Raw genomic sequence first — 24,299 nt, forward strand, 5'->3', positions numbered from 1 at the left:
AACTCCCCTCCCGGCAGGGGGTCATCTGGCCTGCTAGGTTTCATGCGGCAGCCACGCACGCCACTCGCCGTGCTGAACCCCGCCCGCGCCGGGTCAGCCCTTCGGCCAAGGTCTTCCGAGATCCGTGCCTCTTCCGTACCGGCAGTATCGCCTACGGACAGGCGCGGGTTGTCCGGGAAGGCAGACGATGCCCAAGCGTTCCACCGCCGCCCAGCGGGCCCGTGAGATCCAGCAGGCCACCGGCGTGAACTACACCGCCGCGCTACGGCGCTCGCAGCGGCCCTCCGAAGTGCTCTACGCAGCGGTCCGCACCGCGGGGTTCGGATGGGCGGCCAGCCGCCTGGACGACATCTTCCGCGCCGAGCGTTGGCGAGCGCCCCACCTCGACGAGGCGGAGCGGCTGGAAGGGCTGATCTGGTACCAGCACGACCGCCTCTCCGAGGCCGAGCGGCAGGCCCTGCGTGCACAGGCTGACAGAGCGTGGGCGCTGGCCGGCGCCTACGACGGTGATCCGTGGGACGAGTCGCGGGAAGTGCTGTGGGTGGCAGGAACGGCTCTCGCTCGCGCCGGCGAACTGCCCGACGGCCGCCCGCTGGCCGCCGCGGTCGCCGTGGTGCTCGGCCAGGACGATCCCTATGTGCTCTCCGACTGGGTGCGCTGCCCCGGCCGGTCGCTCTCCGGCCACGCGTGCTCGTTCCCAGGCTGCGAGTGCGAGGCGATGGACGCCGACCTCACCGGCCCGGCCACCCTGTGGGCGCAGGAGGCCCGGGCCGCGGTGCGGGCACTGGCCGGTGCGGCACGGGTGCCGCGCACCGGGAACGACGAGCAGTGGACCGAAGCGGCCGACCTGATCGAGGAGGCCCTGCGCCATGCCCGAAAAGCAGCAGGTCTGCCTGATGAGGCAGATGGCGGATCTCCGCGCCCGTGAGTGCCTGCCTCCCTGATCGGACCGGAGGCGTGCGGCAAGATCGGAGCAGGACGACGGGAAGTACGACGAGCTGCTGGACGAGATCGTGTCGGACGAACTCGCCGTGCACTACGCGGCCGTGGTCGGCGTCGTCGGCGGCCTGGACGAGCTGGACGAGGGCTGACCGGCAGTCTCAGCGGGCGGCACCCGGGGCGGTGTCGCCCGTACGGGCGGTACGGCGCCGCAGCCTCGCCGTCTGGCGGCCCCCCGCCGCTACGCTGCCGCCATGACCACCCGCCCCGGCCGCGGAGGCCGCAAGGGCCAGACGCACACAGCGACTCCGCGCCTGCCGTCCTACGACGTCCCGCCGGCGTCGGAGGTGACGGTCACCCGCGTCGACGGTACCAGCAGTACGGTTCCCGCACAGAGGCCGCAGCCCTCCCGGCGGCCCGCGCGCCGACGCGGCCCCCTCATCTGCGCGATGTGCGGGTACCCGATCGACAAAGACGTCCGGCGCCGCTCGGAACGTGGGAAGCCCGCGCACCTCGCGGGCGACTGCCCGAAGCCGGAGCCCAGCCCCGCCCGGCCCGGGCAGCCGGGCGAGGAAGACGCTGAGCTGTGGGCGAAGGTGACGTGCCCGCGCTGCAAGGCCGCGCCGGAGAAGCGGTGCGTGATCCGCAAGGGGACGACGTCGGCCGTGCCGCACCGCGAGCGCGTCCAACTCGTCCACCGGGTGCTGGCCGCGGCCAAGCGTCAGACCGCCGCCGAGCAGGACAGCAGCCGGTAGGGCCCCCTTGGCCAGGATGCTGCCGGGCCGGGTCAGCCGAGCCAGACGATGTTCAGGACGGTCAGTCGGCGTAGGGGTCGGTTGACCCAGTAGATGAGGGAGAGCTGGCCGACAGCCGCGTAGCGGACGTCGTCGCCCTCGGGGTCGTCGCGGTTCCACTGCTGGAAGCCCCACGGGTCGCCGGCGGCGGCATCGAGGACGTCCCACACGGTGTCTTCGACGTGCTCGGGCAGGCTGTCGAGAACCTTCGCGGCCGGCGCTGAGAAGCGGACCGCGTACGGCTGTGGGGTCACCGGCGCCTTCCCCGCAGCTCCGCCATGTCGATGGCGTCGCTGTCGTCGTAGCCGGAGGCGATGAACGCGTCGACGGCCGGAGCGTGGGCCAGGCGGGCCTGCCAGTCCTGGACGACCTCGTACAGAGGTGCCAGGGAGAACGTGGCGCGGGATTCCTCCAGTGCGGCCGCCCACTGCCGCTCGAACGCCGGCACCCATCGGTCCGCGCGCCGGTCCGCGCGCAGTTGGGCAAGCAGCTCCGCTGGCGCCCCGGGGGCGGGGGCGTAGGGCGTAACGGGTGCGTGGTCGGGCTGCGCGCTCATCCGGGCCTCCTTGAGGGGCGTCGTCTCACGGTACGCGCCGGGCCGTTGCCGATGCAGGCATGCGGCAGATCCGCTGCCCTGGCTGCCGGGCCCGGTGCTGGTCACTGGTGCCCCCTGATGGTGCCGACGGTGCTCAGCGACGTGATGAAGGCCAGTTGCCGGGCCCGCTGGACCAGGTCACTGCCGTAGATGCTCTCCGCGACCGCCGGCCCCCAGTACCGGACGGCGGCGCCGATCAGCGTCGTCTTGCCGGTCATCAGCTCCGTGGCCGCCGCCTTGCGCATGCCCGCGGCCTCGGTTGCGGTCATGTCTTCCAGCCCTGTCAGCTCCGGCAGCCCCGGCTCGTTGTCGGCCGGCAACGAGGGTCGCCTCACTGCCTGCTCGATCAGCTGGTCGACTTCACGCTGCACGGCGGCGCTGCGCGGCTTCTGCCAGGCGTTCTCGGTGCGTTCTTGCTGGTCACGGAGCTGCTGGATGCGGTCCTTGCGGGCGGCGTCGACGGCGGCGGTGCGGTGGTCGACCTGTACCTGGCGCTGTTGCTTGGTGGTCCAGCCGGGCATGGTGGCCATGCCGCGCATCCGGGCCGCGAGGAACCCGGATGCGCGCTTCACGCCGCCGGGCGGCTCCTGGCGCAGGTCCAGGGCGGCCAGGACGTCATCGGCGGTCCAGCCCGCGTCGGAGACCTCGCCGACCACCCACGCGATCCGGGCCTTCGAGGCCGTACGCAGCCACGGCACCCGCCGCATCAGCTCCCCGGCCAGCACGAACCGCTGCCCGACCCGGTTGCGCTTCTTCGGCGCGCGCGTGGCCTTCTTCGGGTGAGACGACTTGTGCTGCCCGCTGGCGAGCTTGTTCTCAGAGGGATCAGTGGTAGTACCGGCAGTGGAGACAGTTGAGGTACCACCCTGCATTGGGGTGCAACGGCCCTGGCCCAAATCCCGTTCGGCGACCTGCTCCTGGCCCCGCTCCCCGCGCTCCACCGCACCCCGCGCCGACGCCGCCGACGCGGCCTTCGCCGACCGCCTCGAGGACGGCTTCTTCCTCGGCTTGCGGACCTTCCGGGCCGCTTTCTTCCCCAGCGCCCCCACCAGCTCGCGCCCCGCCTCGCCGATCCCGGCCATCGCCCGCGTGTAGTCCGGCGCCGCCTCGTACCGCTGCACCGTGCGGATCCCCAGCGCCGCGTCGAACTCCGGCGGGATCATCAGCACGAACTCCGACGCCTTCCGGTCCCCGCCCTTCTCCCGGGTCCCCTGGAACACCCACACCAGCAGGCCCGTCTCCCGCAGCATCCGCAGGTGGTTCTCCACCGACCGCTTGCACAGACCCGTGCGCGCCATCAGCAACTCGATCCCGGGACGGCACTGGACGAACTTCGCCAGCTCCTGGGCAACCCGCACCGTCGTGGGACCGAACGAGCGCGGCCCGGACCGGTGGTGACGCCGCGGCTGGTACAGGCCGCTGCCCGCCACCCAGTGCACCGCCTGCATCCAGCTGTAGCCGTCCATCGCCAGCCGCGACGACGTCGTCGACAGCCAGTGGGAAGCCTCCGGTACGAACAGCTCCGTGAGCTCCGGCAGCGCGTCGACCGCGTCGTCGACCGGCAGGCCGGGACAGCGCGGCGACGGCACAGCGGCCGTCGCCGCCGCGGTGCTCATCGGTCCACCCGGGCCGGCGTCGGGACACAGGTCATTCGGCGACCGTGGACCAGGTCACCTGTGGATAGAGGACGCGGAACGCAGGCCCCGCAGGGGCCGCCTGTGGACGAAGGGGTGCTCACGTCTTCTACAGGTGCCGGAATCGCCGACCGTGTGACGGCAGGGAGGAACGACTTTCGATCAGTTCCACAGGCCGACCCGGGGACACAACGCCGTGTGATGTACGCCACGGTGTAGCCGTGCCCGGGCCGCTCGGGCCGCTCGGATGGCTGAAACGGAGGACTCCACGCACGCCAGAACTGGCGCACCTGCTCGTGCACGTGCAAAATGGCAGCGGCCTTCCTTCACGGAGACGGCTACGCAAAATGGCACCGCCTCAGCGGGTGGTGCGGTTCGGTGAGAACCAAGATCGAACGTCTGACCGGCGGCAACCGGACGGACATTCCTTCGGAGGGCTTCCCAACCCTTCGGTGGCAGATGGGGCGCTCAGCCCAAGACGATGGGGATCGTCTTGCAGGCCAGAACCCCGGCGGCGCAAGGCCGCCCGAGACCTACGTCATCCCGGCCCCCTCAGCAGAGGTGCGGACCGGGATGACGTGCGTGTGGGCAACACGAACGCCCCGGCGAAGGGTCAGCAGCGCATCGCTGCTGACCCCACGGCGGGGTGCGGTGTCGTCGGCGCCGGGTACGGGTACCCTGATCACGTCGGCGCCCTCCTCTGGATAAGGGTGCTCGGCACTGGCCTCGGACCCCGTCGCAAAAGGTCCTTGGCCGTTGTGGCCCCTCCCGGCTTGCCCAAGCCGGTCGACGGGGCCACTCTCCTGTGGATCAACGTTCGGGGTCACCCTATCGGTTGGCGACCACTCAGCGTGCACGGGGGCATGACGTGTCGTCACCAGGCATGCAGACATACGGATCATCCTCGGGGCTGCAGCTGGCACGATGGGCCGCCCGCGCCAAACACCCGCCTGCCATCCCGCCAGGCGCGCACTGACCTTCCGCCACGTTCCGCCACACGGGACGAAGTTGCCGAACATGTCTGCTGCCTCCCTTCCGCGTCCGGGAACGGCGACCGTACGCCGCCGGGCTTCAGCTCGCCTACACACCTCGAGGTGGGTGGGCGGCCGCAGGCCCGGACCGTAGCCCAAGACGCCCGCGGTGGATACAAAGCATTTACTTTGCAAACCCCTACCGATCGGCCCTCTGAGCAGCGACGATGCCCAGCGAAAAGGTGCGATCGCTAGGGTCGCAGCGTGCAGAGACTTGCCCTCTTCGATCTGGACGGCACACTGGTCGACCGCCGCGCGGCGTTCGGTGACGCCGTCACGGGTCTGTGCGCTCATCACCGGTACGGACCGGACATCCGGAACTGGCTGCTGGCCGAACTGGCAGACCGGGCCTACGCCGACGACTTCGCGCGACTCTGCAGCACCTTCGCGCTGAGTGAATCCGCAGGCCAGCTCTGGCAGGACTACGTCGACCGGATGGCCGCTTCCGTCACCTGCCGCCCGGCCGTGCTCGAGGGCCTGACCCGCCTGCGCGCCGACGACTGGACGATCGGCATCGTCACCAACGGCGCCTCGGATATCCAGCGCGCCAAACTCGCTGCCACCGGCATTACCAAACTGGCCGACGGCATCGCAGTCTCCGGCGACCTTGAAGTCCGCAAACCAGACAGCCGCTTGTTCCGCCTGGCTGCCACGCGCTGCCGAACACGGCTGACGGACGGCGGCTGGATGATCGGCGACAACCCCAGCGCGGACATCGGCGGCGGCCACCAGGCTGGCCTGCGCACCATCTGGCTGCGCGGCCGCCCATGGCCTCCCGAGGTCCCCGCCCCGCACCAGACCGTGGACGACGTCATCGGTGCCATCGACTTCCTGCTCACCACCAGCCCGGAGTAGCCCTGTGGAAGAGACCGTCGGCATCCTCCACCCCGGCAGCATGGGCGCCGCCGTCGCGGCGTGCGCCGCGACCAACGCCACCAGCGTCCTGTGGTGCGCAGAAGGCCGCAGCGCTGCCAGTGCCGCGCGCGCCGCCCGCTTCGGCCTGGAACCGGTGGATACGCTGCAGCAACTGCTGCAGCGGGCTGACACGGTGATCAGCTTGTGCCCGCCGGCGGCTGCCGAAGACCTCGCGCGCGAGGTCGCCGGGCACGGCTTCGCCGGGGTGTACGTAGAGGCCAACGCCATCAGCTCCGAGCGGGCGCAGCGCATCGCCGCCCTGCTCACCCGGGCCCGGGCCGTCGTCGACGGCGGCGTGGTCGGCTCGCCGCCGGTCCGCGGGAAGACGCCGACGCTGTACCTGTCCGGCCCGGCCGCCGCGGCCGCACAGATCGAGGACCTCTTCGACGGAACTGCGGTGCGTACGAAGGTGCTGGGCGACCAGGTGGGGCAGGCGTCCGCGCTCAAGCTCGCGTACGCCAGCTTCCAGAAGACGTCGCGGGTGCTGGTGGCGCTGTCGTACGCCCTGGCCCGCGAGCACGGCGTGGACCAGGAGCTGCGCGACATCGCCTCCCGGCGCTCCGACTCGTACCTCGCCGAGCCGGAGTACGTCGCGAAGGCGGCGGCGCGGGCCTGGCGGTGGGGGCCGGAGATGGAGGAAGTCGCCGACATGCTTTCGGCCGCCGGCTTGCCGCCGGAAATGCTGCGTGCGGCAGCGGCCACCCTGGCCCGGTGGGACGACGCCAAGGACGACGCCGAGCTCACGCTCAACGACGCCCTGGACCAACTCGCCCACCCGTAGCCGCTCATGCCGACGCCGCCCCCGCCCGCAGCCACTCATCGATGAGCCGCGCGGCAGCAGCCGGCGACGTCTCCACCGTCTCTACCCGCAGATCCCAATCCACTTCCGGGTGCGCGTCGACGTCCTCTTGGGTGGCGTCCCACGCCGCCAAGCGCTGCTCGGTGTCGGCGTCGCCGCGACCCCGCGACCGCTGCTCGGTGATGTCCTTCGGGCACCACAGCAGCACTCGGACCCAGGCGGCCGGGTACCCGTCGACCAGGGCGCGGATGCCGTCAACCTGTCCGAGGTGCACCACGGGCACCCCGGCCGCGAACGCTTCGTCCAGGCCGGGCCGGTCGATGACGTAGGTGTTGCCGTACCGGGCGTTGGCGTAGACGACGTCGCCCGCCGTCTCCAGCTCGTGCAGCTGCTCGGGATTGCCCATGCGGTAGCCCTCGGCCTTGCCCGCGCCGACCTTCAGCCGGGCGAACTGGCTGTAGCGCGCCGCCAGCTTGGTCAGCTCCCGCGTGACGGTGTCCTTGCCCGCCGCCGGCGGTCCGTACAGGATCACGCCCTGCTTCCCGCTCACGAGTGCACCGTCCCGATCGCATGCCGCGCCTGGTCAGCAAGCGAGATGGCCGTGCCGAGGCGGTTGTCGACCACCATGTGGGGCACCGCCGGCCGCAGCTCCAGGTCGACGGTGGCGATGTACTCCTCCCACCGCTGCAGCTTCCAGGCGTCCCGTGCCGCGGACCGGAAGTTGATGTACTCGCGCATTGAGTCGACGTCGCACTGCACCCAGATCGGCGCGACGTCCACGCCGACTGCGGCGCACTTGTTGACCAGGCGCTGCATCCACGCTTCATCGGTCATTTCCGCGATGAACGGCGCGGTGAGCACCGTGGAGATCCCGCAGTTGATGTTCGCCCACGCCGCCTGCATCAGGCAGTCGTACTCCACCGGCCGCACGCGCTCGCGGTACAGGTCGGTGTGCCGGTCGTTGGCATCTCCCCCGAGCGCTATCAGCAGCTGCTCCACCAGCGGGCGGGTCAGCGGATCCTTGTCCAGCAGCGGCCACCCCGTCAGCTGCGTGACGAACCGTGCGAACTCCGTCTTCCCGCTGCCGGCGTAGCCGCCGACCAGCACCACTGACGGGCGGTGAGGATCGCCACCGGTGTGTCGCCGCCGCCAGGCGTCGATGATCCGTTGCTGCAGCGCCATGTGGCCATCGGCGTCCCCGCTGCCGGGCGCGATCCGATGGACAGCCCGCTCCACTGCCAGGACGTGAGCGCCATTGCGCTGGTCGTCCATCGGCGTCAGCGGGTACCGGATGTCCTCGCCGGGCAGCGCATTGCGGAAGCCGAGCTCACTGTCCGTGGCGCGGTACAGCAACGCGTACGCCCGCCGGTAGTGCGGACCGGGGTATACCTCGCCCTGCTCGTGCTGCCACAGCGTCTGTGGATTCGCTGCCGGCACGCCCTTGAGCGCCGCCCGTTCGGCGACCTCGCGCAGCTGCTCGCCAGCCTCTTCCAAGGTCAAACCATGGGCTTCGCGGATCTCCCGCAGCCGCTCCGGCCGCCACCCCACGTGGTGCTTTCCCACCCTCTGAGCCTCCATCGACATGCCCGGGAGCTTAGATCCACATCACAAAATCCCGTGTGTATGCGGATGTTGAAAACGTGTGAACGGAGATGCGAACGAGCTTGGACACGCCTTCGTGATGTTGGTTTTTGGCCGCGCCCCTTGTGATTGCTCCCACAGACGATCTGTCAGGAGGGAGCAACGGTGGGTGAGCAGAGGTCACTAGGCATCGAACTCGTAGTCCAGGACGTACGAGGCGGAGTCCAACGTCATCTCGTTCACTTCGACCACCCGGCCGCCGTCGGCGAAGGCGGTGCGGACCAGCTTGATCACGGGGCGTTCGACAGGCATCTCCAGGGCGGCGGCCTCCTCCGTCGTAGGCAGTCGGGTGCGGATCTCTTCGCGGAACCGAACAGGTGCGTAGCCGAGCTCTCCGAGTCGGGCGTAGATGCCACCCTCACCGGTGTCGACACTGGTGATAGCCGACCCTGCGACCAGCTCCAGGTCCAGGTACGACGTCGCCAGCATGACCGGCCGGCGCTCCAGCACGAAGCGCCGGGAGCGAGCACAAACAAGGCCGCCATCGGCGATCTCCAGCACCCGAGCGATGTACTCCGGGGCCGCGATGCTGTCCACGCTGACGTCGACAGTGACAGGCCGGCTGTCGTCGGCGGACCAGATCGACTTCCCGACGCCCCATTGATCGCGAGCCAGCCGGTGAATGCCGCGCCGACGGATCGGCTGGAACGAGCGCACGCGGGGAGCCGAGCCCTTCTTCGTCTCCACCAGCCCTTCGTTCCTCAGCACCTTGAGTGCCTGACGCGCAGTGAGGGATGCGACGCCGTACTGCGCAGCGAGCGCGGTCTCACCGGGAAGCCGGTCGCCGGCGGCGTAGTCGCCCCGTTCGATAGCCGCCTTCAGGTCGTCAGCGATTCGTCGGTACTTGGGCGCCACAGCACCCGTCTCACCCGCCATGTGTCTCCCTACCTCGTTAGCGATCCTACGGCGGTTGATTATCGCGGCCTGAGCAGGGACGCGGCGGCATGCCTCAAAATCGCCCCCCGAGCGTACATCGTTAACGAACTACTTGACATCACTAACGAGGATGGTTGTACTGGTGCCAACCTCGTTAACGAGGTGACTGAGGCGCCGCCTCGGGACGGCCTCGCCGTGCCTCACCGCGATCGGGACGCCTCCCGAGACCAGTCCCTCCGAGAGGAGATCCACCTCATGAACCGCACCTCCCCCGCCGCTGAACTGGACGCCGAAACGCTGGCGCTGCTGGACGCGATCGACGTCCCGGTGCCGGCCTTCACCGTCGACCTGGACGTCGTCTTCGGAACGCCGCTGGAGATGTACGAGGCCGGCCTGCTGGAGCACGAGAAGCTCGCGGGCCTGGACGACCTCGCGGCCGCCGACGCGATCCAGGCCCGCCACGACCGGCTGCTCGCCGCCGCCGACATCGCCGCGGACGACCCGACCATCGCGCAGCGCGTCCGGGAGCTCCTGGTCGACGCGCTCATCCCCTTCGCCCCGCTGCTGCTCCCCGCCCGTCCGGCCGCGTCGGTCGCGATCGAGACGGCGGTCGCGGCGTGAACCCCGCACCGAGCCCGCGAGTCGCCGCCCTGGGCGTGGCCGTGCTCACCGGCGTGATGGCGCTCCTGATGCTCACCGCGGAGTTCATCGGTGTCGGCCAGCTCCTGCTGTGCCTCGCGGCGGCCGCCTCTCCCGCTCAGCTCACTCGGTCCTGACCTCTCCCCTCGCCGCCACCCGCGGGTGGCGGCGGTAGAAGCGGCCAGATCCCACAGGTTGCCTAGCGCCCGGAAAGCCCCCACCAGGGCCGGACGGGGAGCGCTCGTTCCTTCACAACTCCACAGAGGAGCAAGGACTGAAGCCGGGATTTCCGTAATCCGGCCCGGTGGAACCCCAGGTATGTCCCTGGCTAGTTCGAACTGCCCACTGACGTGGGCCTTTAGGTCCTTGCCCGCGCCGCATGACCGCCTGGTCAGCCGCACGGCGCGGCCCATGAATGACATGCACGCACATTGCCGCCCGCAAGCGGGGCGACGTGCTGGCCACGCCAGCACAGCACGAGCACCAACCGCGTTCGTGACCCGTCAGTGCCGTCGTCTGTTGGATTCGACACTGCTTGGCACGGCGCGCACCGATTGCGAAGGCCTGTCCGGCCCTGGCGGAACCTCATCGCCAGTGCTGGAGATCCGTTCTTGGCGGGCAGTTTCTGCCGCCTGCAACTTCGCAAGGTTCGCGCGGGCGATCCGCTCGCGAACGAACTTCGGCACACGCCTCTTGGCCATGTGCCAATCATCCATCCGCAGCCACGCGCTGCCCAGTCGCCCGCCGTACCGCCTCGCGTGGTCCGGTGGGCGGTGGGGAGCCCGGAGGAAGCAACCGCGCTCCAGCCTTTCATCCGATCTGGCAGGAGAGCACATGAAGTCCCTGGCCAAGCCCGACTACAGCAGCATCACCAGCCACTACCTCAGCCCGTTCCCGGAGCAGCGCAGCTCGCACCCGATCAGCGAGGCCGACGCGCTGCGCACGCTCGGTGCGAACACGTTCACCGGCTTCACCCCGGTCGTCTACACCGAGGACGCCCGTGGTGAGCGGCTGACCGACCGTGAGGGCCGGCCGATGTCGATCGCGACGCTGCACGGCAGCGTCGGCGTCTTCTACGTCTTCGAGTTCCAGGAGTCCTGACCCGCCCGTACGTCCGTCCTGGGACTGCCTGTCGCCGCCGCCCGCCCCGAGCCAACCGGGCGGCGGCGGCAGAGGGCCACAGGGCCCGAACGCGACGACGACCCCGGGTAGCCCCCCGGGGTCGTCACAGGTCGCGGACCCGTTTCCTGACACAGAGCGAGGTACGACCTTGACCACGATGTTAGCGGCGCCTCCGGCCGCCGCGATCTCCTTCGCACAGCCCCGGCGCTTGCACTTGCGTCTCCCGGTCCCGGTCGCGGGCGTCATCGACGACATCGAGCGCGAGGACGACCGGGACGGCTACGAGGACGCCGAAGACGCGGCGTTCGGATCCATCGTCCAGGCGGCGCTCAACGACGCCTGCGGCATCTGCGGGTTCTGGAGGTGCCAGTGCCTGTCCGGGGCGGCCGTCGCAGTCCTGGTCGTCCTGGCGCCGGTCGACGGCGACGGCCAGTGCAGCGTCTGCCAGGGCTGGTTCGACGACTGGAACGGCGGGATCTGCCCCGCCTGTCGGCAGAACGGCTCCTGACGCTGAGCCGCATATCCAGGGCCCGCGCCGCCCAGCACCGCGCGGCACGGGCCCTCACCGCTCTCGGACCCGCCCATCCGGCAGTCCGCGCCCTGCTCGCCGTCGCCGCCGCGGCGGCCGCCAAGGCGTGGGAGGCCGGCCACCTGGTCGCGGATGTCCACCGCGCGCCTCGGCGCACCGACCACAAGGAATCCAGTGCCCCAGCCCAAGCCCGGTGACCTCTACCGGCGCTACATGGCCGCCGACAAGGCCAACACCGCCCACACCAGCACCTGTTCGGCCTGCGAGCCGGACCAGCCGTGCGAGGTCGGCGCCCCGATCTACGAGCGGTTCTGCCGTCTGCAGGACGCCTACCTCGCTGAGCAGCGGCGCCAGCAGCCGCGCCGCTGACCTGAATCCCAGGAGTCCGGATGAGCTTGTACGACCGGATCATGACCGTCACCGACGGCGACACCGCCACGCTCAAGGCGTCGTACGCCGCGCAGGGCGCCGCCCGCATCGTCGCCGAGATCGGACACCCGGGCCTGGCCGCGGCGGCCGCCGTCGGCGGGGCGTTGTTCGCGGCGGTCGACACCGTGATGCACGTGCCGAAGGCCGCGCCCGGCACCTACGCCGGCTTCCGCACCGGCTGAACCACCGCCGCCCTGCGCTGCCCAGTCGCGGCCGGCCCCACGGGGCGCGGCCGCGGTGGAGAACGCAGGGACCGCAGCCCGCACCAGCCGCTCGGTCCGCACCTCAACACCGCCACCGCCCGAGGGAGTTCACCCATGGCCAGTTCCCTGTGCACGCACACCCCGACCTGTCCGACCGCCGACAGCCCCGACCGCGAGGCCGCGCAGACCATCGCCGCGCACCCCGGGCAGGGCTGGAGCTTGTTGTGCAACTCGGTCCTGGTCTTCGAGGACACCGGCGAGCTGCTGCCCGACGGCCAGATCGTCGCCCCGCACCGGCCGGCCGGCGCCGACGGCCGCAGCCGCCAGGCCGACCACGTCGCCGCCGCCTGAACCGCTGTTCCGCAGCCCTGCGCTGCCCGTGCCACCGGCCGGCCCCTTCCCGGGCGGTGGCGCGGAGAACGCAGGGAGCCTCCCTCGTTCTGCTCGGCCCTCCCCGAAGTCCTGGAGGACTCGATGATCACTCTGCCCATCGTGGTGTTCGCCGCCGTCGGCGTGTTCGTGTCCTGGCGCATGGACGTCCGGATGCCGCTGGCGATCTGCACCGTCGTGCTCGGCTACGCGCTGGCCGCCTCGCCCCTGGCGAGCGGCATCAACGCCTTCGGCTCCGGCGTCAGCAACGCGATCCACGACGCCAGTTCGCACACCCAGTCCGGCACGACGCAGCCGGCCAGCTACACCCGCAGCCACCGGTGAACCTGCCGCCTGCCTGTGGTGCCGGGCCCCGGCCCGGCGCCGCGGGGAGGTGACAGCCCCCGGAATTCCGTCCCGCCCCCTTCTGGAAGGACCGCAATGAGCGACAGCGACAGCGACGGCGAGAAGCTGGCCAGCAACCTGGCCCAGCTCGTACAGCAGTTGGAGAAGATCGAGTTCCGGACCGACCGGGACCTCTACCAGTACGCGCGGATCCTGCGCGCGATCGGCCTGGAGCTGCACATGCGGGTCGCGATGGACGCCGACATGGTGTCCGCGATCCTCGCGCAGTACAAGGGCAAGTGGTTCACCTTCGGCGTGCAGTCCAAGGTCCGCAGCAAGCTGGTCGGCGCGCACCTGAAGACCGGCGCGTCCGCGGCGAAGGTGCTCGGGCTGAGCGGCATCAAGATGTACGCCAGCTTCGTCAAGCACTTCATCCAGCCCGAGCTGGACGCGGAGAAGAAGGCCCGCGAGGGCAAGGGCAAGAAGCCCGGCTTCTCCATCGGTGACAAGCCCAGCACCGGCTCCGCCGGGCGTCCGGGCGAGGCCGGCGGGAGGGTCGCCTGATGCCCCGCCGCGCTTCCGCGTCGAAGAAGATCGACGTCCGTACCGAGGATGAGCAGGTCAGCGACCGGCAGCTCTACCTCACCTACGGCGGCCCGTGGGCCGTCACCGTGGGCGGCCCGCTCCTGGTGGAGACCGCCCACGCCGTGCTCGCGCAGCAGCCCACCTCGCTCGCCCTGGCGGCCCTCGGGGTCGCGGGAATGGGCACGGGGCTGACCAAGCTGGTGGCCCGGATGGATGAGGTCGCCAAGCGCGACAAGGACACCCGGGTCCTGCACTTGGTCAACACCACCGCCGTCACCGCCGGCGCGACGCTCGGCACGGTCGTGGGGCTGGAGTCCAGCACCACGATCGGCTGCTGGCTGCTGGTCGGGGCGGGCCTGTCCATCGGCAACAACCTGTGGTCCAAGCTCCACAAGAAGGCCGCAGGCGAGAAGACCGGCGGCAAGTGGGCCACGCTGGAGGCGGAGATCGGCCTGGCCAAGCACGAACTGCAGGAGGCCAAGTCCAACGGCAAGGGCACGGTCTTCGCCAAGATCGAGGCGAAGGACGGCGCGACCGCCGACGAACTCGCCCGCCGCATCCCCGCGATGACGTCCGCGCTCAAGCTCGGCACCGGCCGGATCACCCACACCGTCGATGACGACGACGCCTCGCAGATCACCATGCGCGTCCAGGTCGCCGACCTCCTCAAGGAAGGCACCCGGTGGCCGGGTCCGTCCGCGTTCGGCGCGGGCTTCGGCGACATGCCGATCCAGATCGGCCGCTACGAGGACGGCGAGACGCTCAAGCTCAACCTCCCCGGCGTCCTGAACGACCCGCAGGAGGTCGCCGGCGGTGGCAACGTCGAGCACTGCATCGCGCAGGGCGTCAACGGCGCCGGAAAGACCGTCGGCAACGCGCTGATCGCCACCGAGGCCGGCACCCGCACCGAGGTCAGCGTCATCATCATCAACTGCTCGAAGTTCATGCAGGACTACGGGCACATCCGGCACGTCGCGGACATGGTGATCGACACCGAGAAGGACGCCCGCCGGTTCTTCAAGCAGATGGCCCCGGTCATCAAGGCCCGCGGCGAGTACCTGGCCGCCAAGGGCCTGTCGAAGTGGAAGCCGGGCTGCGGCCTGAACTTCCTCCTGATCATCGGAGAGGAGGCCGCCGACTTCGCCGACGGCGACGCCTACGCCAAGGTGCTGCGCACCCTGCGCTCCACCGGAGGCTGGTTCCTGTCCTCGATCCAGCGCGCCACGCACGACCAGATCGACACCACGGCGCGCTCCAACCACCCCGCCGGCATGGCCTACGGCCTGTCCGACGGCGCGGAAGCTCAGTACGTGCTGCCGCCCGAGGCGATCGAGGCCGGGGCGTTCCCGGGCTGGAGCAACCGCAAGCCCGGCTACCTGTACGCGGCCGGCATGGGCATCGACCAGGAGCGGTGGGCGGTCACCGCCCGCACCTTCGACGTCGACCGCCCGACCCTGGCGGCCGCCGTCACCGCGGGACTGAACGTCCGCACCCCCATGGACGCCACGACCGCGGAAGCGTTCGGCCCGCTGTGGACCAACCGCACCTTCTACACCACCCCGCTGCTCGAGGCCGACGACGCCGCCGGCACCGGCGCCTTCCCCCAGAAGCCCACCCACCCGCCCACCATGGGCACGGCCTCCCAGTACAGCGCCACCCAGGCCGGCGAGTACGAGGAGGACGACGACATGGACATCGAGGTCGACGAGGAACTGCTCGCGAAGGAGACCGAGGACTTGGACGAGGAACTGCGCCGGATCCTCACCGAAGAGGACCCCGAGCCCGGCGAGTACCAGGACCTGGACGTGGACCAGGAGGTCGCCGCCCCCGCGGACGACAGCCCGGTCTTCGAACTGCCCGGCCTGGTCGCCGACACCCAGCGCATGTCCCCGGACGCCTGCCGGGACGCCATCCTGGCCCGCCTGGACCAGTGGCACCGCGAGGGCAAGGACGGCTTCGAGCCCAAGGAGCTCAACGACCTGTGGATGGCGGTCGACCTGGCCGGCCAGCGCTCCTGGTGGAACCGCCTCAAGGCCCAGCTCCTGGACGACGGGGTCATCTCCAAGGACGACTCCGAGGACGGGTACGGCCGCTACGACCTGCTCCGCTCCCCGCTCGACGGTGACGGAAAGTAGCGGAAGCCGGGGCGGACAGTTCGCGACCGCCGAACTGTCCGCCCCCGGGGGTCCCTAAGGAAATCCCCAGAACACTGCGCCTAAAAGTCGTGAACATCCTGATTTGCCCCCGGCGAACTGTTCGCCGAACACTCCCCGCGAACACTACGGAAGGTAACTGCCATGGCTGCGCCGCACGTGGCCGGCCCGCCCGGCCAGTCCACTCCCCGAGCCCCCGTCACCCAGCAGGACGCCGAAGCCGCCCGCGTCTCGATCGACCACCTCAAGCGCGTCGGCGCCCTGGTCACCAAGGCCCTGCTCGCCCTTGGCGGCGGCGCACTGGTCTTCACCTGCGTCAACGTCACCCGCTTCGCCACCAGCCACGACATCCCGGCGTACATCGCCTGGATGCTGGACCCCCTGGCCAGCGTCGCCCTGATCACCGTCCTGTACGTCGACGGCGTCCTGGTGGAGCACGGCGGCACCTACAAGCCGTCCGGCTGGCCGTTCATGCTGCGCTGGGCTGCGGGTTTGTCCACCTGGATCATGAACTGCTGGACGTCGCTGTACCCCGACGGCCGCTTCCACCCGATCCCCCAGCATCCCGACGCCGGCGGCATCCTGCTCCACTCCGTCGCACCGGCCCTGCTCATCCTGCTGAGCGAGGCCGCCGCCGGCTACCGCCGCTACGTCTCCGCCCGCCGCGTCGAACTGGCCGACATCATCGACTGGTTCGCGGCCGCGGAAGCCGAGAAGAAGGACAGCGAGGTCCGCCGCGCCCGCGAACTGCGCGACCGCGAGGACGCCGAAAAGCGAGCCGCAGCAGAACGCGAGGCGGCGCGCATCGCAGAAAACGAGGCGGCAGAACGCGAGGCGCAGCGCGAACGCGAGCGGCTCGCCGCAGAAATCGAGGCAGAACGCGAGAGGGTCGCCCTGGCCGCGCAGACGGCAGAAATCGAGGCCGGGCGCGAGCGGCGCGCGGCAGAGATCGAGGCGGCCCGGCGCCGCACCGACGCCGAGATCGCACAGGCCGAACGGGACCGTGAGGCGGCCCGGCAGGCGGAGCTGATCAGGGCGGAAGCCGAAGCCCAGGCCCTGCGGGAGAAGGCAGCAGCCGAGGCCCGCGCCCTGGAGGAAGCAGAGCGGGCCCGGCAGCAGCGCGCCCTGGAGCGGGCCGCGAACCGCACCCGGGCCATCTCGGAAAGCGCCTCGCAAAGTGGCGGTCGCCGCACCTCGATTTCTGGCGGTGCCGCCTCGGAAAGTGCCTCGCAAAGTGGGGCCGCGCTCATCGCGGTTCGCGAGACGGCCACCTCGGAAAGTGGCCGGGTGCCTCGCGATGTGCGCGAGCAACAGCGCGACGAAGCCGAGCGGTACGTCGCGAAGTGCCTCCTGGACAGCGTCACCCCCGACCTCGAGGGACTCGCGAAGTTCTACGGCAAGGCCGACACCTGGTGCGGCGACCGGCAGCGTGCCGCCCGCCGGCGCCTGTCGGAAGAGCCCGGCTTCGAGGCAGCCGTCCGCGCCGCCAACGCCCTGGACGGGTTCACCAACGACGACGCGGCCGGCGCCGCATGAGCGGCCGGCCGCGCGAGACGGAAGAAGACGACGACATGGGTTTCGAGACCGACGACACCGCGCCCACGTTCACGTTCGGGTTCGTCCCCGGCGACCGGCCGCCGCTGCTCCTGGCGGACACCAGCCCCGGCCACCCGACGACGATCCTGCGCCGCGACCCGGAGCACCCGGCGATGCTCGCCACCCGCTTCCGGTCCCTGACCGACTGAGCACGCAGCCCACCGAGCAGCTGTTCCGGCGGCTCCACTGGCCCCCCGAGATGAATGAAGCACCTCGGGAGGCCGGTGAAGAGGCCGGAGCCTCAACCAGGCGTCGCATTCGAGTGGGTCGCCTGGCTCCCTCAACAGAGGAGACCCCATCATGCCGTCCTACGGCGACGACGCACAGCCCGCCTACTACCAGCCGATGCCCGTCCAGGCCCCGTACGTCCACGACCCGGTCCAGCCGTACGGGCAGCGCCCCCTCCCCCAGCCGACGATGGTCTACCCGCCGTCCTCGGGCATCGACGGCGTCACCGTCATGCCGGACCAGTACGGGCGGCCCGTCGCCTACTACTCCCAGTCCGCCCCCTCCCCCAGCGAGCCGCTGATCTCCCCGCTGATGGCCAAGATGGCACTCGCCGCGTTCATCCTCGCCGCCGGCGGTGTCGGCATCTACTTCCTCGCCATGGCGCTGGCCACCCTCATCGCGGCGCTCACCATGCTCATCGCGGTCGTGGCCGGCGGTGCCGCCGTCATCGCCGTGCTGTCCGCGGTCAGCCGCGCCGGTCGCAGCAGCGGCACCCGCGTCAGCGTCAACGCCCGCGGCCGCGCGAACGTCCAGATCCACACCGGCCGCGGCCACAACCGTGGCCGCCGCTGAACCCGTCCCGGCCCAGCCGCCGGACAGTCCCGTCGTCGACGTCGACCCGTACGACCCCGGCGACGGCTCCCTGCCGGTCTTCCCCTGGAAACAGGCCGGCTACAAGGGCCTCGCGACCCGCCGCCAGTTACGCGCCAAGCGGCTGCGCCCCGGCGGCCAGGCCCCCGTCGCCCGGATCGAGTGCCGCGGCGGCACACGGTGGGCGTGGCTGTACCGCGTCGACCTCGCCCTGCCGATACGGCCGATGACGCTCGCCAAGGAAATCGCACTCGACGCCGCGATGGCCAAGCGGCAGACCTGCCCGAAGTGCCAGCGCCGCTTCATCTGCTGTCTGCCGCTCAAGACCCTCGGCAGCTGCCTGGAGTGCGACTCCGGCATCCCCCTCGACCCTCGCCTGGTCATGTTCGCCGCCCCCGGCCCTGCCCCCGGACTGGCGGCCTGACCACACCGCGCCCACTGGCGGCTGCCCGATCCGCCCGGCCCAGCCGGGCGGTGAGGAGAGCCGGACAGCCCGGCCCTGGAGGAAGGAACCCCGTGCCCGACATCACGCTCGTCAGCTTCGGCTTCCTGCACGGCGCCCCGCCGATCGCCGACCTGACCTTCGACTTACGGCCCTACCGCGACCCGCACGTCAGCCCCGAGCTGCGCGAGCTCACTGCCCACGACCAGATCGTGGTCGACACCGTGCTGGCCACGCCCGGCATCGCCGAGGTCATCGAGAGCGTGACCCGCGCCGCCGCGTTCGAGCTCATCACCGGCGACACCGACATCACCATCGCCATCGGCTGCTCCGGCGGCCGGCACCGCGCGCCCGTCATCGCCGACCAGGTCTACCGGGACCTGCTCGAGCAGGACTGGCCCGTCGACGTGGTCCACCGCGACCTCGCGCTCCCCGTCGTCCACCGCTGACCTCATCCGAGAGGACTTCCGCCATGGACACCGCTGTCCGCACCGCTTTCACCGAGCCCCACCGCCCCGCCAACCTCCAGATCCGGTACGTCAACTCGCGCTTTCCGGAGCAGGAGGCCCTCTCGAGCATCCGCGAGAAGGCCAACGCGCACGCCGCCGCCTGCCGCGCCATCCCGCTGACGTGACCGCAGCCTCCCCGAGCGCTCTCGCGCCGGACCTCGAAGCCGCCCTGGACCGTGCGATCGCCGACACTGACGCGCAGGTCAGCCGCACCGACAACAAGGCATCGCTGCTGCTGGCCTTCGACGGGGCCGCCCTGGCCGGCCTCGCCTCCGTCGCCGACACCCCGCTGCCGGCCCTCGGCACGCTGGCCGGCGCCGCGGCGATCGGCGCCCTGTCCGTCTCCGCCGTGCTGCTGCTCCTGGTGGTCCGCCCGCACCTGCGCGACGACGACCACGGCAGCTTCCCCTACTGGTCGACGCTCACCGGTGACGACCAGGTCCGCGCGGCCGTCACCAGCAGTTCCAAGGAGACCCGGCTGCGGGCACTGTCCGGGATCGCGCTGCGCAAGTACACCCGGCTCCGGCGCGCCGTCGACGTCAGCCTGGCCGCGCTCGCCCTGCTCGCCCTGGCCGCCGCCTGCGCGGCCTGGTGACCGGCTCACCCTCAACTCCCGCGGGCCGGCCGCCTGGTCACCAAACCCGGCCAGCCCGCGGGGTTCCACTCCCCCAACCAGCAGAAGGAGTACGCCCCATCATGACCAAGACCAGCCTCACGCGCCGCATCGCCCGCGCGATCGGCGCCTCACTCACCGAACTCGGCATCAACGCCCTCACCTGGATCGGCGCCGGCGTGGGCGGCTACATCGGATTCGGCGCCGCCCCCGACTCGTGGGCGACCGGCTGGAAGGCCGCCCTCGCCGGCATCGGCGCCCTCGCCTTCGCCGTCGGCTTCGAGGACCTCCTGGACGACGTCGTCGCACCGCTGCGCCGCCTGGCCGACACCCGCCCGACCGGGAGCCGGTACAGCACGGAGCCGGCCACCGCCGCGGCCACCGCGCACGAGGGACTCATCCAGCTCCGGGAGGCGGCCTGCGCCGACGCCGCGTCCCGGGCGGCGGCCGACGCCTACCGCGTCGACCGCGGCCAGGTGCTGCTGACCGACGTCGACCGGTGGCAGGGATACCCCGACGGCACCGCGTCCTTCCACCTCGCGCCCGGCGCGTACCTGCGCTACTGGCGGGACAGCAACGCCGACGGCATCACCCCCGGCATGGTCTTCACCTTCGTCACCGGCGAGGCCGACAACCCCGTCCCCGTCACCGACGTCCAGCAGCTCCAGCGCCTGATGGCGGACTACGCCGACCGTGCCACCAACAGCGAGGACGACACCGACACCGCGCTCAAGGCGGCCTGACCGGTGACCGTGCCGCCCCGGCCCCTCCGGCCGGGACGGCGCGGCCGCCCGTCAGCCCACCAGACAGGAGCCCGCACCATGCCGCCCGCCTCCCTCAGCTCCCGGATGACGATCCAGCGTGTCGGCGCCTCCCGCCGAACCCAGCGCACCGTCACCGACCGCGCGCCCGGCGCCGCCCGGCTCGTGCAGAACCACTTCCAACGCCGCCCCCTGGCCGGCATCCACCTCGTCATCGCCAAGCCCAAGGCCCTGCCCGACCTCGCCGCCGCCGCGCAGGGCGCCGCCGCCGGAGTCCCGAAGAACCTGTGGCACCAACACCCCCTGAGCATCACCCGCCGCCCGTCCGACCTGTACGCGGCCGTCGTGATCGCACCCAAGGGCATGGTGCGGATCCTCCTCAACGGCAGCCGGCTGCGCCGCACATCCGCGACCGACGCCACGCTCGTCTACGCGTTCATCGAGGTCGACCAGCTCATCCGCCACGGCGCCCGCGAGCGACGCATCGCCCTGGTCCGCCACGAGATGCACCACCGGCGGCTGTCCAAGCGCGCCCACGACGACCTCCTCAAGCAGGCCCGCGCCGAAGAGGACGAAGCCGAGCAGCTGCTCGGGCAGTTCGCCACCCGGGACTGACGACCCCCGCGTGCCGCCCCGACTCTCCCGGCCGGGGCGGTGCGCAGGGGCCGGACAGCCCGGCCCGCACGATGAAGGGACACCCCCTCCGTGACCAGCGCCACCAGCGATCAGACCGCCCGCCGCGCCGCCCGCCGGGCCCGCAGCACCCGCCCCGAATGCGCCCTGGCCGCACGGGTCGCCGCCGTTGAAACGCCGATGCTCACCGAGATGACGGCCGCCGCCTTCCACCTCGAGCGCCTCGCCCTCAACGCCGGCACCCCGCAGGCGGAAGCCGCCGGGTACGACGGCACCGACACCGAGAACCGGCACCGCGACTACGTGCTGGCAGCCGCGGAGCGCATCCGCTTCTCCCTGGACCGGATCACCGCCCCGTACACCGACCCCGACGAGACGATCCGGTACACCGCCGACGTCGTCCTGCTCGCCGCCGACCACGTCCTGCTGATCGAACGCGGCTGGGACCCGCACAAGGGCCAGTGGGCCCTGCCCGGCGGGCACGTCTCGATCGGCGAGAGCGCCCTGGCCGCCGCCGTCCGCGAGCTGGAGGAAGAAGTCGGCATCGCCGTCCCGGCGGCCGACCTCCGGCCGGTCGGCACCTACGACACCCCCGGCCGTGACCCCCGCGGCCGGTACGTCACCGCCGCCTACACCGCGACCCTGCCCGCCCTCGCCGAGCCGACGGCCGGAGACGACGCGGCCGCCGCCCGCTGGTGGCCCCTGGCCGACCTCCCGGACCTCGCGTTCGATCACGCCGCGATCCTCGCCGACGCCGTCACCGCCCGAACTGCCTGACCCCTGTGCCGCCCCGGCCTGCACGGCCGGGGCGGTGCGGAGGACCGGACAGCCCGGCCCGCACGACGGAAGGGACATCGGCATGAAGGACTGGAACACCCCCGACCACCACATCGCCGACACCGACCACGGCACGCTCGTCTTCGCCGGCTACCTGCCGATGGTGCTCGCCGACTGGCAGGTCACCGAGAACGCCCCCGACACCGACGGCCGGATCTACGCCTCGATCCGCGGCTGGCTCGCCAACGGCACCGGCACCGGCACGGTCACCGACCGGTACACCGAGCCCGTCCCGGCCGGCCGCGCCCGGCTGGTCCGCAGCGAGCTGCGCGGCCGCCAGGCGCTGACCGACCGGGACGTCCACATCGACTACTACAACCCCGGCAAGCCCTACCCGAACACCTGGGACCACCCCGGCTGCCTGGTCACCGTCACGTGGGTGGACCGCCGCGTCGACGCCGCCGGCCACCCGGTCCCCGAGACCGAGATCGGCCGCACCCAGTGGACCCACCCCGACACCGGTGCCGTCTTCGACCTCACCGCGGCGTACGTCCCCGCCGGCGAGTTCTACCACGACGACCCGGAGCACCCGGGGTTCACCTGGCAGCACTTCGACCACTGGTCCGGCGGCGTCCCGGTCCTCCACCTGTTCCACGGCGCCGCCAAGTCCCCCAGCCGCGGCTTCGGTTCCAGGGGCCGGCTCATCACCGACGGCGAGTGGACGACGACCGCCGACGCCCCGCGGTTCTCGGAGCACCTGGCCACCGCCGGCTCCTGACCGCTCCCAGATCCTCTGCGCTCCGGGACGGCCGCCGCGGCCGTCAACCTCACCGGCCGCCCCGGGCACCCACCCCGCATCACCGACACGAGAGGGAGCCTCAGTATGGCCTCCACCGTGCACGTCACGGGCCGCATGGCCCACATTCCGGCTGCGGCCGCCGCCGTCACCGCGGCGGCCGTCCCGCTGGCCGGATGGACCGTCCACTCCGTCATCTGGCACCGCCGCTTCGCCGCCGCCCGCCGTGACCCGCTCACCGGGTTGCTGCGCCGCGACGACTTCACCACCCGCGCCGACCGGCTCGTGCGCGCCTACGGCAACGACGTCCTGGTGCTGCTCGCCGACGTCGACGACTTCAAGACCGTCAACGACCGCTTCGGGCACGCCAGCGGCGACCAGCTCCTGGCCTCCGTCGCCGACCGGCTCACCCAGTGGGCCGGCTCCCGCGGTGTCGTCGGCCGCCTCGGTGGAGACGAGTTCGCCGTCGCCGCCTACATCGGCGCCGGTCGCCGCCAGATCCGCGTCGACCAGCTCGACACGATGCTGACCGCCCCCCTGCCGCTGGAGGGCACGCACCTCACCCCGGGCGTCTCGGTCGGCGCCGCCGCACCCGACCTGGTCGGCACCCGCGACCTGTCCGGCCTGCTGCGCGCCGCCGACGCCGCGATGTACGCGGGCAAGCACAGCGGCCGCACCGTCCTGGCCGGCCCCGGCCACCGCGACGTCCCCACCGTCAACGGCCGCCGCGCCGACCGCCCCGGCACCCACACCAGCGGGCAGGTCGCGGCATGACGAAGCCGACCACCGCCCGCCTGCTGGCCGCCGCGCAGATCCGCGCCCTGGGCCGCCGCCGTCCCGGCGCCCGGCACTACGCCTGCGCCCACTGCGCCGTCACCTGGGCAGGCCCGCACACCGACTGCTGGGTCTGCAACCGGCCCGCCGTCACCGAGTACACCTCCCGCACCAGCGCCCTGCAGCTACTCGCCCGCCTCCGCGTCCCCACCCGGGAGGCGACCTCGTGAGCAGCAGCGACATCACCGAGGCGGCGACGGAGATCCCCTTCCCCCGCAGCGACAGCCCGACCGCCTGCCAGAGCAACCCCGGCCGCTTCTCCCACGAGAAGGGCAGCACCACCGGGTCGTCCGACACCGCGGTCGACATCCGCCGCGCCAAGCGGGACTGCGCGCAGTGCCCGCTGGTGAACGACTGCCTGAAATGGGCGCTGGCCAACCCGGCGCTGACCCCGGTCGGCGTGTGGGCGGCCACCACCCCGCGCGAACGCACCACACTGCGCAAGCGTCAGGTGGAGCGCCTCGGACCGGACTGGGTCGCCAAGGTCGCCGCCGCCGACCGCCGCCGTGCCGAGCGCCGGCAGCGCGCCCGGGTCGACCCGCCGCCGATACGCAGCGAAGCCCTGGAGCGCCTGGCCCTCGAGCTCATCCCCACCCGGCCCGCACCGTACGAGCCCTGGCGGGCCCCGATCACCCCCGAACGCGCCGCGGCCAACCGGCAAACCCTCGCCCGAGCCCTAGGGCTGAAGAAGGCCGCATGACCAGGCCGGTCCAGCAGCGAGCGCTCCTGGACTGGCATGACGGCCGTCACTTCACCGGTGGCGGCCGCTGCGTCCTGTGCGGCCACTACACCGTCCTGCAGTCCCACTCCGGCGAAGACGTCCACAAGGTCTGCGCCGAAGCGTGGAACGCCGCACACCCGGGTGAGACCCGGTTCGTGTCCGACCCGCCCCGCGCCCGCCGCAAGCCGGGCGCGTAGGAG

35 protein-coding genes are annotated in these 24,299 nt (G+C 71.6%); 29 read left to right on the top strand and 6 right to left on the bottom strand.

All coding sequences use genetic code 11. The features are described 5' to 3' along the window. Positions 1–187 precede the first annotated feature (187 nt). Entirely contained in the window at positions 188–928 is a 741-nt protein-coding gene (locus tag ACIOC1_RS34080; RefSeq protein ID WP_391052638.1) for a hypothetical protein, read from the top strand. A 265-nt stretch (positions 929–1,193) separates the two neighbouring features. Continuing rightward, the gene (locus ACIOC1_RS34085; protein ID WP_391052640.1) at positions 1,194–1,694 is read left to right on the top strand and encodes a hypothetical protein; all 501 of its coding nucleotides are present in this window, start codon (positions 1,194–1,196) and stop codon (positions 1,692–1,694) included. 32 nt (positions 1,695–1,726) lie between these two features. Here ACIOC1_RS34085 and ACIOC1_RS34090 read toward each other — a convergent pair whose 3' ends face one another. The 3 genes from ACIOC1_RS34090 to ACIOC1_RS34100 form a co-directional block, all read right to left on the bottom strand. Further along, complete coding sequence (locus ACIOC1_RS34090) at positions 1,727–1,987, bottom strand: hypothetical protein (protein ID WP_401858267.1); 261 nt, start codon at positions 1,985–1,987, stop codon at positions 1,727–1,729. Further along, positions 1,984–2,289 (bottom strand): DUF6247 family protein, encoded by a 306-nt coding sequence (locus ACIOC1_RS34095; RefSeq protein ID WP_391052645.1) that lies wholly within the window; start codon positions 2,287–2,289, stop codon positions 1,984–1,986. The genes ACIOC1_RS34090 and ACIOC1_RS34095 overlap by 4 nt, the downstream gene beginning before the upstream one ends. A gap of 101 nt (positions 2,290–2,390) precedes the next feature. Further along, complete coding sequence (locus tag ACIOC1_RS34100) at positions 2,391–3,944, bottom strand: transcriptional regulator (protein WP_401858270.1); 1,554 nt, start codon at positions 3,942–3,944, stop codon at positions 2,391–2,393. A gap of 1,253 nt (positions 3,945–5,197) precedes the next feature. On the opposite strand from ACIOC1_RS34100, the gene ACIOC1_RS34105 reads away from it, so the two are divergent. Further along, complete coding sequence (locus ACIOC1_RS34105; RefSeq protein ID WP_391052650.1) at positions 5,198–5,848, top strand: HAD hydrolase-like protein; 651 nt, start codon at positions 5,198–5,200, stop codon at positions 5,846–5,848. A 4-nt stretch (positions 5,849–5,852) separates the two neighbouring features. Next, a complete protein-coding gene (locus ACIOC1_RS34110) occupies positions 5,853–6,689 on the top strand; it encodes a DUF1932 domain-containing protein (RefSeq protein WP_391052653.1) in 837 nt (278 codons plus the stop codon). Between the two features lie 4 nt (positions 6,690–6,693). Here ACIOC1_RS34110 and ACIOC1_RS34115 read toward each other — a convergent pair whose 3' ends face one another. The 3 genes from ACIOC1_RS34115 to ACIOC1_RS34125 all read right to left on the bottom strand — a co-directional run bounded on the left by ACIOC1_RS34115 (position 6,694) and on the right by ACIOC1_RS34125 (position 9,224). Beyond that, the gene (locus ACIOC1_RS34115; RefSeq protein ID WP_391052656.1) at positions 6,694–7,257 is read right to left on the bottom strand and encodes a guanylate kinase; all 564 of its coding nucleotides are present in this window, start codon (positions 7,255–7,257) and stop codon (positions 6,694–6,696) included. Further along, positions 7,254–8,291 carry an AAA family ATPase gene (locus ACIOC1_RS34120; protein ID WP_391052659.1) on the bottom strand — a complete coding sequence of 346 codons (1,038 nt, stop codon included), beginning with the start codon at positions 8,289–8,291 and terminating at the stop codon, positions 7,254–7,256. The genes ACIOC1_RS34115 and ACIOC1_RS34120 overlap by 4 nt, the downstream gene beginning before the upstream one ends. Before the next feature lie 180 nt (positions 8,292–8,471). After that, positions 8,472–9,224: a UTRA domain-containing protein gene (locus tag ACIOC1_RS34125; RefSeq protein ID WP_391052662.1), complete on the bottom strand. Its 753-nt coding sequence runs from the start codon at positions 9,222–9,224 to the stop codon at positions 8,472–8,474. A 255-nt stretch (positions 9,225–9,479) separates the two neighbouring features. On the opposite strand from ACIOC1_RS34125, the gene ACIOC1_RS34130 reads away from it, so the two are divergent. The 25 genes from ACIOC1_RS34130 (at position 9,480) to ACIOC1_RS34250 (ending at position 24,296) form a co-directional block, all read left to right on the top strand. Then, on the top strand, positions 9,480–9,845 hold the full coding sequence (locus ACIOC1_RS34130; RefSeq protein WP_391052663.1) for a hypothetical protein: 366 nt from the start codon (positions 9,480–9,482) through the stop codon (positions 9,843–9,845). Beyond that, complete coding sequence (locus tag ACIOC1_RS34135; protein WP_391052666.1) at positions 9,842–10,000, top strand: hypothetical protein; 159 nt, start codon at positions 9,842–9,844, stop codon at positions 9,998–10,000. The genes ACIOC1_RS34130 and ACIOC1_RS34135 overlap by 4 nt, the downstream gene beginning before the upstream one ends. Before the next feature lie 697 nt (positions 10,001–10,697). After that, positions 10,698–10,964 (top strand): hypothetical protein, encoded by a 267-nt coding sequence (locus tag ACIOC1_RS34140; RefSeq protein ID WP_391052669.1) that lies wholly within the window; start codon positions 10,698–10,700, stop codon positions 10,962–10,964. Between the two features lie 169 nt (positions 10,965–11,133). Further along, positions 11,134–11,493 (top strand): hypothetical protein, encoded by a 360-nt coding sequence (locus ACIOC1_RS34145; protein ID WP_391052671.1) that lies wholly within the window; start codon positions 11,134–11,136, stop codon positions 11,491–11,493. Between the two features lie 195 nt (positions 11,494–11,688). Further along, positions 11,689–11,883, top strand: coding sequence for a hypothetical protein (locus ACIOC1_RS34150; RefSeq protein WP_391052674.1), 195 nt, complete (start codon positions 11,689–11,691; stop codon positions 11,881–11,883). Between the two features lie 20 nt (positions 11,884–11,903). Further along, entirely contained in the window at positions 11,904–12,125 is a 222-nt protein-coding gene (locus ACIOC1_RS34155) for a hypothetical protein (protein WP_391052677.1), read from the top strand. Positions 12,126–12,272: 147 nt separating this feature from the next. Further along, entirely contained in the window at positions 12,273–12,497 is a 225-nt protein-coding gene (locus tag ACIOC1_RS34160; protein ID WP_391052692.1) for a DUF5999 family protein, read from the top strand. Between the two features lie 123 nt (positions 12,498–12,620). Beyond that, complete coding sequence (locus ACIOC1_RS34165; RefSeq protein WP_391052680.1) at positions 12,621–12,860, top strand: hypothetical protein; 240 nt, start codon at positions 12,621–12,623, stop codon at positions 12,858–12,860. Between the two features lie 96 nt (positions 12,861–12,956). Next, complete coding sequence (locus ACIOC1_RS34170; protein WP_391052683.1) at positions 12,957–13,424, top strand: hypothetical protein; 468 nt, start codon at positions 12,957–12,959, stop codon at positions 13,422–13,424. Next, entirely contained in the window at positions 13,424–15,580 is a 2,157-nt protein-coding gene (locus ACIOC1_RS34175) for a hypothetical protein (protein ID WP_391052686.1), read from the top strand. The genes ACIOC1_RS34170 and ACIOC1_RS34175 overlap by 1 nt, the downstream gene beginning before the upstream one ends. A 162-nt stretch (positions 15,581–15,742) precedes the next feature. Further along, a complete protein-coding gene (locus ACIOC1_RS34180) occupies positions 15,743–17,134 on the top strand; it encodes a hypothetical protein (RefSeq protein WP_401858280.1) in 1,392 nt (463 codons plus the stop codon). Between the two features lie 35 nt (positions 17,135–17,169). Next, on the top strand, positions 17,170–17,343 hold the full coding sequence (locus ACIOC1_RS34185; protein ID WP_391049317.1) for a hypothetical protein: 174 nt from the start codon (positions 17,170–17,172) through the stop codon (positions 17,341–17,343). 151 nt (positions 17,344–17,494) lie between these two features. Beyond that, on the top strand, positions 17,495–17,995 hold the full coding sequence (locus tag ACIOC1_RS34190) for a phage holin family protein (RefSeq protein WP_401858283.1): 501 nt from the start codon (positions 17,495–17,497) through the stop codon (positions 17,993–17,995). After that, positions 17,982–18,437, top strand: a complete 456-nt coding sequence (locus tag ACIOC1_RS34195; RefSeq protein ID WP_391049321.1) for an RRQRL motif-containing zinc-binding protein — start codon at positions 17,982–17,984, stop codon at positions 18,435–18,437. Before ACIOC1_RS34190 ends, ACIOC1_RS34195 begins: the two co-directional genes overlap by 14 nt. A 92-nt stretch (positions 18,438–18,529) precedes the next feature. Beyond that, positions 18,530–18,904: an ATPase gene (locus tag ACIOC1_RS34200; protein ID WP_401858286.1), complete on the top strand. Its 375-nt coding sequence runs from the start codon at positions 18,530–18,532 to the stop codon at positions 18,902–18,904. Between the two features lie 23 nt (positions 18,905–18,927). Beyond that, positions 18,928–19,089, top strand: a complete 162-nt coding sequence (locus ACIOC1_RS34205; RefSeq protein ID WP_401858289.1) for a hypothetical protein — start codon at positions 18,928–18,930, stop codon at positions 19,087–19,089. Then, complete coding sequence (locus ACIOC1_RS34210) at positions 19,086–19,559, top strand: Pycsar system effector family protein (protein WP_401858292.1); 474 nt, start codon at positions 19,086–19,088, stop codon at positions 19,557–19,559. Before ACIOC1_RS34205 ends, ACIOC1_RS34210 begins: the two co-directional genes overlap by 4 nt. A 101-nt stretch (positions 19,560–19,660) precedes the next feature. After that, the gene (locus ACIOC1_RS34215) at positions 19,661–20,320 is read left to right on the top strand and encodes a hypothetical protein (protein WP_401858295.1); all 660 of its coding nucleotides are present in this window, start codon (positions 19,661–19,663) and stop codon (positions 20,318–20,320) included. Positions 20,321–20,398: 78 nt separating this feature from the next. Then, a complete protein-coding gene (locus tag ACIOC1_RS34220) occupies positions 20,399–20,953 on the top strand; it encodes a hypothetical protein (RefSeq protein WP_401858298.1) in 555 nt (184 codons plus the stop codon). A 90-nt stretch (positions 20,954–21,043) separates the two neighbouring features. Then, positions 21,044–21,748 carry an NUDIX domain-containing protein gene (locus ACIOC1_RS34225; RefSeq protein WP_401858301.1) on the top strand — a complete coding sequence of 235 codons (705 nt, stop codon included), beginning with the start codon at positions 21,044–21,046 and terminating at the stop codon, positions 21,746–21,748. An 82-nt stretch (positions 21,749–21,830) separates the two neighbouring features. Continuing rightward, positions 21,831–22,526, top strand: a complete 696-nt coding sequence (locus tag ACIOC1_RS34230) for a hypothetical protein (RefSeq protein WP_391049332.1) — start codon at positions 21,831–21,833, stop codon at positions 22,524–22,526. A gap of 105 nt (positions 22,527–22,631) precedes the next feature. Continuing rightward, positions 22,632–23,318 (top strand): diguanylate cyclase domain-containing protein, encoded by a 687-nt coding sequence (locus tag ACIOC1_RS34235; RefSeq protein ID WP_391049334.1) that lies wholly within the window; start codon positions 22,632–22,634, stop codon positions 23,316–23,318. Next, on the top strand, positions 23,315–23,548 hold the full coding sequence (locus ACIOC1_RS34240) for a hypothetical protein (protein WP_391049336.1): 234 nt from the start codon (positions 23,315–23,317) through the stop codon (positions 23,546–23,548). Before ACIOC1_RS34235 ends, ACIOC1_RS34240 begins: the two co-directional genes overlap by 4 nt. After that, positions 23,545–24,078 carry a WhiB family transcriptional regulator gene (locus ACIOC1_RS34245; protein ID WP_391049338.1) on the top strand — a complete coding sequence of 178 codons (534 nt, stop codon included), beginning with the start codon at positions 23,545–23,547 and terminating at the stop codon, positions 24,076–24,078. The genes ACIOC1_RS34240 and ACIOC1_RS34245 overlap by 4 nt, the downstream gene beginning before the upstream one ends. Then, positions 24,075–24,296, top strand: a complete 222-nt coding sequence (locus ACIOC1_RS34250) for a hypothetical protein (RefSeq protein ID WP_391049340.1) — start codon at positions 24,075–24,077, stop codon at positions 24,294–24,296. The genes ACIOC1_RS34245 and ACIOC1_RS34250 overlap by 4 nt, the downstream gene beginning before the upstream one ends. Positions 24,297–24,299 lie beyond the last annotated feature (3 nt).

This window comes from Streptomyces sp. NPDC088197, from assembly GCF_044741185.1.
Classification (GTDB): Bacteria; Actinomycetota; Actinomycetes; order Streptomycetales; family Streptomycetaceae; genus Actinacidiphila.

Bases quoted from the DNA above. Each gene is read 5' to 3' on its own strand.
- ACIOC1_RS34175 (WP_391052686.1), top strand. From the start codon at position 13,424: ATGCCCCGCCGCGCTTCCGCGTCGAAGAAGATCGACGTCCGTACCGAG.
- ACIOC1_RS34215 (WP_401858295.1), top strand. From the start codon at position 19,661: ATGACCAAGACCAGCCTCACGCGCCGCATCGCCCGCGCGATCGGCGCC.
- ACIOC1_RS34095 (WP_391052645.1), bottom strand. From the start codon at position 2,289: ATGAGCGCGCAGCCCGACCACGCACCCGTTACGCCCTACGCCCCCGCC.
- ACIOC1_RS34165 (WP_391052680.1), top strand. From the start codon at position 12,621: ATGATCACTCTGCCCATCGTGGTGTTCGCCGCCGTCGGCGTGTTCGTG.
- ACIOC1_RS34230 (WP_391049332.1), top strand. From the start codon at position 21,831: ATGAAGGACTGGAACACCCCCGACCACCACATCGCCGACACCGACCAC.
- ACIOC1_RS34140 (WP_391052669.1), top strand. From the start codon at position 10,698: ATGAAGTCCCTGGCCAAGCCCGACTACAGCAGCATCACCAGCCACTAC.
- ACIOC1_RS34170 (WP_391052683.1), top strand. From the start codon at position 12,957: ATGAGCGACAGCGACAGCGACGGCGAGAAGCTGGCCAGCAACCTGGCC.
- ACIOC1_RS34190 (WP_401858283.1), top strand. From the start codon at position 17,495: ATGCCGTCCTACGGCGACGACGCACAGCCCGCCTACTACCAGCCGATG.
- ACIOC1_RS34250 (WP_391049340.1), top strand. From the start codon at position 24,075: ATGACCAGGCCGGTCCAGCAGCGAGCGCTCCTGGACTGGCATGACGGC.
- ACIOC1_RS34155 (WP_391052677.1), top strand. From the start codon at position 11,904: ATGAGCTTGTACGACCGGATCATGACCGTCACCGACGGCGACACCGCC.
- ACIOC1_RS34120 (WP_391052659.1), bottom strand. From the start codon at position 8,291: ATGTCGATGGAGGCTCAGAGGGTGGGAAAGCACCACGTGGGGTGGCGG.
- ACIOC1_RS34080 (WP_391052638.1), top strand. From the start codon at position 188: ATGCCCAAGCGTTCCACCGCCGCCCAGCGGGCCCGTGAGATCCAGCAG.
- ACIOC1_RS34180 (WP_401858280.1), top strand. From the start codon at position 15,743: ATGGCTGCGCCGCACGTGGCCGGCCCGCCCGGCCAGTCCACTCCCCGA.
- ACIOC1_RS34205 (WP_401858289.1), top strand. From the start codon at position 18,928: ATGGACACCGCTGTCCGCACCGCTTTCACCGAGCCCCACCGCCCCGCC.
- ACIOC1_RS34125 (WP_391052662.1), bottom strand. From the start codon at position 9,224: ATGGCGGGTGAGACGGGTGCTGTGGCGCCCAAGTACCGACGAATCGCT.
- ACIOC1_RS34085 (WP_391052640.1), top strand. From the start codon at position 1,194: ATGACCACCCGCCCCGGCCGCGGAGGCCGCAAGGGCCAGACGCACACA.
- ACIOC1_RS34185 (WP_391049317.1), top strand. From the start codon at position 17,170: ATGGGTTTCGAGACCGACGACACCGCGCCCACGTTCACGTTCGGGTTC.
- ACIOC1_RS34220 (WP_401858298.1), top strand. From the start codon at position 20,399: ATGCCGCCCGCCTCCCTCAGCTCCCGGATGACGATCCAGCGTGTCGGC.
- ACIOC1_RS34100 (WP_401858270.1), bottom strand. From the start codon at position 3,944: ATGAGCACCGCGGCGGCGACGGCCGCTGTGCCGTCGCCGCGCTGTCCC.
- ACIOC1_RS34240 (WP_391049336.1), top strand. From the start codon at position 23,315: ATGACGAAGCCGACCACCGCCCGCCTGCTGGCCGCCGCGCAGATCCGC.
- ACIOC1_RS34130 (WP_391052663.1), top strand. From the start codon at position 9,480: ATGAACCGCACCTCCCCCGCCGCTGAACTGGACGCCGAAACGCTGGCG.
- ACIOC1_RS34235 (WP_391049334.1), top strand. From the start codon at position 22,632: ATGGCCTCCACCGTGCACGTCACGGGCCGCATGGCCCACATTCCGGCT.